Below are 6,042 nucleotides of genomic sequence, written 5' to 3'. Positions count from 1 at the left end.
CCCCCACCCCCGAACCGCCCCAGTGGGGGGAGCAGGTCTTTACCCAGACCTATACCGCCGGGGACGGCACCCAGGTCATGACGGTGCGCTATACCCTGCCCATGGTGCAGAATACCGACACCTGCCCTGCCGGCGATGTGATCAACGACTGGTACAAGGCCGACGGCGCCAGCCGCATGGAGAGCGCCGAGGCCAACTATGAGCAGGTGGTGGCGGACTACGACGTGTCCAAGGCCGCCGGCTTCTCCTTTACGCCGGTCACCGAGGAGATGAGCTATGAGGTGGTGCTCTCCACCGATCAGGTCATCAGCATCCGCCGCACCTGGTACATCAACAGCGGGGCGGCTTACCCCACCGTGTTTGAGCTGGGGGAGAACTTTGATCCCCAGACCGGCATCAAGCTGACCTTTACCGACTTCTTTACCGACGCCCAGACCGTGCAGAACCGGGTGGTGAAGGCCTTCCTGGCCAGCCCGGAGCTGTCCGCCGAGGAGTTCACCCAGGCGGCCGTGACGGCGGCCTACCAGCCGGAGCAGTTCTGCCTCACCTCCGACGGCTATGTGTTCTGGATTCAGGGCAACACCCTGACCGGCATCCACTCCCCGGTGGAGGTCACCATTCCCTATGATACGCTGAAGGACGTGAGTATGTATGCAGCCCAATAAGCCTCTGGAAGGCCATACCTATCCCCTGCGCATCGAGGGCTACAGCAGCGACGGCGCCGGTGTGGCCCGGCTGGACGGCATGGTGGTGTTCGTCCAGGGGGGCGTCCGGGGGGAGCTGTGCCAGGTGCGGCTCACCCATGTGGGCCGCTCCGCCCTGTGGGGCGTGGTGCGGGAGGTCACCGAACCCTCCCCTGCCCGGATTACCCCCGACTGTCCCTATTACGACCGCTGCGGCGGCTGCGCCTTCCGGCACATCACCTACGCCGAGGAGCTGGAGGCCAAGCGCACCCGGGTGGAGGACTGCCTCCGCCGTCTGGGGGGCGCGGATATCCATGTGACGGAAATTCTGGGGGCCGCCCGGCCTGACCGCTACCGCAACAAGGCCCAGTTCCCCGTTGCCCCCGGCCCCCGCATCGGATTCTACCAGTCCCGCACCCACAAGGTGGTGGACGTGAAAGACTGCCTGCTCCAGAGCGAGGCGGCCGCCCGCCTGCGGGGGGCGGTGAAAGACTGGATGATGGAGTATTCCATCCCGGCCTACAATGAGAAGGCCCGCTCCGGCCTGGTGCGCCATGTGTATGTCCGCACCAACCGCCGGGGGGAGAGCCTGTGCTGCCTGCTGGTCAACGGCGTGGGGGTCCCCCGGGAGAGCGAGCTGGTGCGCGCTCTCCGGACGGCCGAGCCCGGCCTGGTGGGTATCGTGCTGGGGGTCAACAAGAGCCATACCAACGTGATTTTGGGGGACTCCTACCGCACGCTTTGGGGACAGGACTTCCTGTCCGACACCCTGTGCGGCGCCGACTTCCGCCTGTCCGTCCCCTCCTTCTATCAGGTCAATCCCGACCAGACCGAGGTGCTCTACGGCAAGGCGGTGGAGCTGGCGGGGCTGACGGGCGGCGAGACAGTGCTGGATCTGTACTGCGGCATCGGCACCATCTCCCTGGTGATGGCCCGCAAGGCAGCCATGGTGTGGGGAGCCGAGGTGGTGCCCCAGGCGGTGGACGACGCCATCCGGAACGCCCGCCGCAGCGGCATTGAAAACGCCCGGTTTCTGTGCGCCGACGCCGGCGAGGCCGCCCGGCAGCTGGCCCGGGAGGGGGTGCGCCCCGACGTGATCTGCGTGGACCCGCCCCGGAAGGGACTGGCGGAGGACGTGGTGGCCACCATTGCCGAGATGGCCCCCCAGCGGGTGGTCTATGTGTCCTGCGACCCGGCCACTCTGGGCCGGGATGTGAAGCGGTTTGCCGCCCTTGGGTACAAGCTGGACACCGCCACCGCCGTGGACCTCTTCCCCCGCACCGTCCATGTGGAGACCGCCGCCCGGCTGGTGCGGGACGGCCTGTAAGCCGCCCAGGCCCAGTATGTCGCCTGGTATGCGACCCGCCGCCCCTTAAGGTGCGGTATACTCTCACCATCAAGTTTGATTGGGAGGTATCCCTATGTATGGTGCGTTCATCGGCGATATCGTCGGCTCCAAATACGAATTCAACAACATTAAGACAAAGGATTTCCCGCTGTTTTCGCCGGGCTGCGATTATACGGACGACTCCATTATGACCGCCGCCGTGGCCCAGGCCATCCTGCTCCGTCAGCAGGAGCCGGAGAACCACCGGGATTTTTCGGGGCTGCTGGTGGAGGTAATGCAGGACTTCGGCCGCAGATATCCCCATCCCACCGGCGCCTACGGCGGACGCTTTGCCGACTGGCTCCGCCGGGAGAACCCTGCGCCCTACGGCAGCTACGGCAATGGTTCCGCCATGCGGGTCTCCCCCTGTGCCCTGGCGGCGGTGACACTGGAGGAGGCGCTGGAGCTGGCCCGGGTCAGCGCCGCCGTCACTCACGACCACCCGGAGGGGATCAAAGGTGCGGAGGCGGTGGCCGCCGCCCTCTTCCTGGCCAAGACGGGGGCCTCCAAAGAGGAGATCCGGCAGTATGTGGCCGGGCACTTTTATTCCCTGGACTTCACCCTGGATTCCATCCGGGCAGACTACCACTTTGACGTGTCCTGTCAGGGCTCGGTGCCCCAGGCCATCGTGGCATTTCTGGAGTCCGCTGACTTTGAGGACGCGGTCCGGGGCGCCGTCTCCATCGGCGGCGACTGCGACACCACCGGAGCCATGGCCGGTTCCATCGCCTGGACCTACTACACCGTGGAGGCCGGTGGAACGGAGGCCTGGGTCCAGGGCCGTATCCCTCCCGCCATGGAGGGGATCCGTGCCCAGGCGGACAGCCTTCTCCCCCAGGAATTTATCCACATCGCCAGCGCTTTTCACCAGCTGTGCCGTCGCCGGTGGGAGGACTGGCAGAGCAGCTCCGCCTGTGCCCCTATTTTGTCTCCCTGTCCTTAAACAAAAGAGCGCGGACCTGCCAGGCAGGTCCGCGCTTTTTTTATGATGTGGCTTTTGCGGGATCGGGATGGAACAGCAGCCGGGTGGCCTGCTTGGATACCAGACCCACGCATATCGCCGCGGCCACGGTGCCTTCCCGTACCCCGGCCAGATGACCCAGGAAGATCACACCCAGGATGATGGACAGAATCACCAACGTGCAGTCAAAGCAGACCTTGATTCTGGGGAAGGGGAGGCGGAAGGTTTGGCAGACGGCCAGAATCAGCCCCTCACCGGCCAGAGTTACCAGACCGGCGTTGACCTCGCAGCTGACCCCCACTCCCACCAGCAGAATGCCTACCAGACAGAGCAGCACCGATTCCGGATAGGAGGTCACCGGGATGGGCTGGAGGGCCCATACGGCGAAATCGGTGAGGTAGCCGAACAAGATGGCCACCGGCAGCTGGGTCAGCTGGACGGGATGGTAATTCCGCCGCAGGAGCAGAATTTGAAGCAGAATGAGGACGCAGTGCATGGCGATGGTGGCAACGCCCACCGTCAGTGGAGTAAACAGGCTAACCACATAGGGCAGGCTGGAGATGGGAGAGGTGCCCAGCCCGGCCTTGATGGAGAAGGCCACCCCGAAGGCCATGATGAGCAGGCCCACACAGAGGGTGAGCAGCCGCTGGCCGAAACGGGCAGTTCTCATACCTGGTCACCCGCCTCTCTCAGGGCGGAGCGGCAGAATTTGTCCAGCAGGACCCGCAGCTGCTCCACCTCTTCCCCGGTCATGTCGGCGGAGGCCAGCTGCTCCTGAGCCTGAAAGATGCGTTCGATGCCCAGGGCGGCCTCCCACCCCAGTGGCGTGAGGGTCACATACAGGGAGCGGCGGTTCCCCTCCCGGTTGCTCCGGGTAATGAGCCCGGCCTGCTCCATCCGCAGCAGAATGTTTCCCACTGTGGCCGGCTCGATCTCACAGAAGTCGGCGATGGCCTTCTGATTGTTTTCTCCGTGGAGCAGCAGATATTCCAGCACCTTGGGCTGGCCGGGAGACAGGCCGACCTCCTGGGCCCGGGTGATGATCTGGCGGTTCAGCATGGTGTGAGCCTTCATGAGCAGGTAGTGGAGCGATTCCATAGGTTCTCCTTCGTATAATAAGGATCATTATAATAACATTGCTTATTATAGCGCTACCAGATTGGACTGTCAAGCCCGGCGAAAAGGGGGACTGGGGGCTTTACAACCGGTATATTTTGTATTTAAAATAAAGAAAACGCCCTGACGGGCGGTCCATACCCTGGGGAAAGAAGGATCATGATGGAAGAAAAAGCTTGTACACGCAGCTGTATTGACTGCGGTTCCGCCGCCTGCAACGATTTAAATCACTCCGACGCCTTTCCCCCTTTCTGCCTGTCCAAAAACCTGGAGCAGAAGGTGCTGGACGAGGCGGTGGCCTGCTATCAGGAGGAGGACAACCACGCCGCCATGGTAGCGGCGGCTGAGGTGGAGTGCCAGCACTACTGCCAGTACACCCGGGTCCAGGAGGTGGTGGAGTTTGCCAAAAAGCTGGGCTTTCACAAGATCGGCATCGCCACCTGCGTGGGCCTGCTCCACGAGTCCCGCATCCTGGCCCGCATTCTTCGATCCCACGGCTTTGAGGTGTTCGGCATAGGGTGCAAGGCGGGCATGGTGAAGAAGGTGGATTTGGGCATCCCCGCCGCCTGCAACGCGGTGGGGGCCAACGCCTGCAACCCCATCTTTCAGGCCAAAATGCTCAACGCCGCGGGGACTCAGCTCAATATCGTGGTGGGTCTGTGCGTAGGTCACGACAGCCTGTTCTACAAATACTCCGACGCTCTGGTCACCACCCTGGTGGCCAAGGACCGGGTGCTGGGCCACAACCCCGCGGCCGCCCTGTACAACGCCGAGTCCTACTACAAGGCCAAGGTGTTTGGGCCGGAACAAGTATAACTGCAAAAGGCAAGGGGCGGCAGATGCCGCCCCTTGCCTTTTGCGGGGAAACCGTGTACAATCCTCTTGCGGCTCTGGCCGCGTCAGTTTACTTTTTCTGGAGGGATCTGTCATGCGTCTGGCCCGTCCCGTGGGCGATATCACCCAGGGCGTGATCTGGAAACAACTGTTAACTTTATTCGTGCCCCTGTGGTTTGGTACCTTCTTCCAACAGCTGTACAATACGGTGGATACGGTGGTGGTGGGCCGATTTGTAGGCAAGGTTGCCCTGGCCGCCGTGGGCTCCACCGGCGTCATCGTCAATCTGACCGTGGGCATCTTCACCGGCCTGGCCGCCGGAGCGGTGGTGGTCATCGCCCAGCGATACGGCGCCCGCCAGGGGGAGGAAGTCCACAAGAGCGTCCACACCGCCATGCTGTTGTCGGTGATCATCGGCGCCGTCTTTATGGTGGTGGGCTTTGTGCTCACCCCCTGGGCCCTCCGGGCCATGGACACCACCGCCGACGCCCTGCCCGGGGCCATCCTCTATCAGAGAGTTTACTTCCTGGGCATGATCCCCAACGTGATCTACAACATGGGCACCGGCGTGCTCCGGGCGGTGGGCGACTCCAAGCGTCCCCTGTACTTCCTCATTGCCGCATCCCTGTGCAACATCGTGCTGGACCTGCTGCTGGTGGTGGTCGTTCCTCTGGGGGTGCTGGGTGTGGCCATTGCCACCGTGGCTTCCCAGGTGCTGTCGGCGGTGCTGGTGGTGATCTCCCTCGTGCGCTCCCAGGGCGCCCCCTTCCAGTTCTTCCCCAGCCAGCTCAAGCTCCACCGCCAGCCCATGTCGGCTATTATGAAGGTAGGCGTGCCCACCGCCCTCCAGTCGGTGATGTACTCAGCCTCCAATATTGTCATTCAGTCCTGCATCAACTCCTTTGACACCGACGCGGTGGCCGCATGGACGGCCTACGGCAAGATGGACATCCTGTTCTGGATGACCATCACCGCCCTGTCCCAGGCCCTCACCACCTTCGCCGGGCAGAACTACGGGGCGGGCAAATACGACCGGCTGAAAAAGAGCGTGAAGATCTCGG

Annotated in this window: 7 protein-coding genes; 5 read left to right on the top strand and 2 right to left on the bottom strand. The window is 63.3% G+C overall.

Annotation, left to right across the window (positions count from 1 at the left end):
- The 3 genes from B5G42_RS18295 to B5G42_RS17095 form a co-directional block, all read left to right on the top strand.
- A partial coding sequence (locus B5G42_RS18295; protein ID WP_087273008.1) for a hypothetical protein occupies window positions 1-665 on the top strand: 665 nt, incomplete at its 5' end.
- Window positions 652-2,010, top strand: coding sequence for a 23S rRNA (uracil(1939)-C(5))-methyltransferase RlmD (rlmD, locus tag B5G42_RS17100; RefSeq protein WP_087273005.1), 1,359 nt, complete (start codon window positions 652-654; stop codon window positions 2,008-2,010). The genes B5G42_RS18295 and rlmD, both read left to right, overlap by 14 nt.
- Before the next feature lie 94 nt (window positions 2,011-2,104).
- Window positions 2,105-3,013, top strand: coding sequence for an ADP-ribosylglycohydrolase family protein (locus tag B5G42_RS17095; RefSeq protein ID WP_087273002.1), 909 nt, complete (start codon window positions 2,105-2,107; stop codon window positions 3,011-3,013).
- Between the two features lie 40 nt (window positions 3,014-3,053).
- Here the strand turns inward: B5G42_RS17095 and B5G42_RS17090 are convergent, their stop codons facing one another.
- The gene (locus tag B5G42_RS17090; RefSeq protein ID WP_087272999.1) at window positions 3,054-3,701 is read right to left on the bottom strand and encodes a YczE/YyaS/YitT family protein; all 648 of its coding nucleotides are present in this window, start codon (window positions 3,699-3,701) and stop codon (window positions 3,054-3,056) included.
- Window positions 3,698-4,129, bottom strand: a complete 432-nt coding sequence (locus B5G42_RS17085) for a MarR family winged helix-turn-helix transcriptional regulator (protein ID WP_087272996.1) — start codon at window positions 4,127-4,129, stop codon at window positions 3,698-3,700. Before B5G42_RS17085 ends, B5G42_RS17090 begins: the two co-directional genes overlap by 4 nt.
- Before the next feature lie 177 nt (window positions 4,130-4,306).
- On the opposite strand from B5G42_RS17085, the gene B5G42_RS17080 reads away from it, so the two are divergent.
- Both B5G42_RS17080 and B5G42_RS17075 read left to right on the top strand, forming a co-directional pair.
- A complete protein-coding gene (locus tag B5G42_RS17080) occupies window positions 4,307-4,963 on the top strand; it encodes a DUF1847 domain-containing protein (RefSeq protein WP_343286713.1) in 657 nt (218 codons plus the stop codon).
- Between the two features lie 112 nt (window positions 4,964-5,075).
- On the top strand, window positions 5,076-6,042 hold a 967-nt coding region (locus tag B5G42_RS17075), incomplete at its 3' end, for an MATE family efflux transporter (RefSeq protein WP_087272991.1).

The organism is Flavonifractor sp. An91, assembly GCF_002159225.1.
Taxonomy (GTDB): domain Bacteria; phylum Bacillota; class Clostridia; order Oscillospirales; family Oscillospiraceae; genus Flavonifractor; species Flavonifractor avicola.
Note: the sequence above shows the minus strand (reverse complement) of the source record. Positions and strands in the feature narration are given on the sequence as shown.

Excerpts from the sequence above, each read along its gene's own strand:
- rlmD (WP_087273005.1), top strand. The coding sequence starts at position 652 with ATGCAGCCCAATAAGCCTCTGGAAGGCCATACCTATCCCCTGCGCATC.
- B5G42_RS17095 (WP_087273002.1), top strand. The coding sequence starts at position 2,105 with ATGTATGGTGCGTTCATCGGCGATATCGTCGGCTCCAAATACGAATTC.
- B5G42_RS17090 (WP_087272999.1), bottom strand. The coding sequence starts at position 3,701 with ATGAGAACTGCCCGTTTCGGCCAGCGGCTGCTCACCCTCTGTGTGGGC.
- B5G42_RS17085 (WP_087272996.1), bottom strand. The coding sequence starts at position 4,129 with ATGGAATCGCTCCACTACCTGCTCATGAAGGCTCACACCATGCTGAAC.
- B5G42_RS17080 (WP_343286713.1), top strand. The coding sequence starts at position 4,307 with ATGATGGAAGAAAAAGCTTGTACACGCAGCTGTATTGACTGCGGTTCC.